Raw genomic sequence first — 1,019 nt, 5'->3', positions numbered from 1 at the left:
CGACCACCAGTACGAGCATCAGGATCGACCAGCCGCGCTTCACGAATGCGACCTTCTGTATCGAGAACCCGGCGGACGACGAATCACTATGTGCTGCCGCGTCATAACAGTGTGGACCAATACGACCAGAAGCGCTGTGCGATCAAGGCGATTACTGCCAGTGACCACACAGTCAGTGGAACGGAATGATTGCGTATCAACCAGTCGGCCCACTGCCGCAGGCTGGGTCTCGTCACTGCACGGTCGAGGTTGCGCAGGGTGACGTACCAGAAGACCGGGACGGTCACCGCCCACACCACCATGCAGTACGGACACAACGCCCCGATCTCGTACAGGGATTGAACGATGAGCCAGTGCACGAAGACAGCGGCGGCTGTGACACCGATTTGCACTGCGGCCCAGTACCATCGAGCGAACACCGCACCGGAGAGTAGGGCCGCCCCGAGTGCAGCTACGACGGCGAAGCCTCCGACGCCGAGGAGGGAATTGGGGAATCCGAATGCGGACGCCTGTGGGGTGTCCATCACCGATCCGCAGTTGAGCACCGGATTGATACTGCACGCGGGTGTGTAAGCCGGATCGAGTGCGAGAGCGAATTTTTCGACCGTGAGAACAAGCGCGGCAGCCAGGGCGGTCAGGCCTCCTGCGAGCAGCAGCCAGGGCAGGCTTCGATCGAACGGCCCACTCCCGTGGGGCAGTGCTGCAGCGGGTTCGGTGGCTTCAGCGGAGCGCAGCGTCGAGGGCATCGGCGAGGTCTCCGTAGGTGGTGGGTTCAATTTTGGTGCCATTCAGAAAAAATGTCGGGGTTCCCTGCACACCGAGCGCCATCCCGTCCGCGACATCAGCCTGGATCCGCTCGAGCGTTGCCGGGTCGGTGTAGGCGGCATCGAACGCGGTCATGTCGAGTCCGAGATCGGCCGCGAAGCTGCGGAACAGATCGTCCATGGGGATCCGCTGTTCGCCCCATTGCGCCTGGGTTTCGTACATGCGTTGATACATCGCTTCGAACCGGCCCTGCT

Annotated in this window: 2 protein-coding genes; both read right to left on the bottom strand. The window is 62.1% G+C overall.

Going from position 1 to position 1,019, the window contains the following annotated elements; genetic code table 11:
- Positions 1-101 precede the first annotated feature (101 nt).
- Positions 102-746 (bottom strand): vitamin K epoxide reductase family protein, encoded by a 645-nt coding sequence (locus tag A2J03_RS05115; protein ID WP_068370429.1) that lies wholly within the window; start codon positions 744-746, stop codon positions 102-104.
- On the bottom strand, positions 721-1,019 hold a 299-nt coding region (locus tag A2J03_RS05110; RefSeq protein ID WP_156520211.1), incomplete at its 5' end, for a DsbA family protein. The genes A2J03_RS05115 and A2J03_RS05110, both read right to left, overlap by 26 nt.

Source organism: Rhodococcus sp. EPR-157 (genome assembly GCF_001647195.1).
Classification (GTDB): Bacteria; Actinomycetota; Actinomycetes; order Mycobacteriales; family Mycobacteriaceae; genus Rhodococcoides.
Note: the sequence above shows the minus strand (reverse complement) of the source record. Positions and strands in the feature narration are given on the sequence as shown.

What these genes read in the sequence shown, in the direction of transcription:
- A2J03_RS05115 (WP_068370429.1), bottom strand. Translation starts at nt 746, where the DNA reads ATGCCCTCGACGCTGCGCTCCGCTGAAGCCACCGAACCCGCTGCAGCA.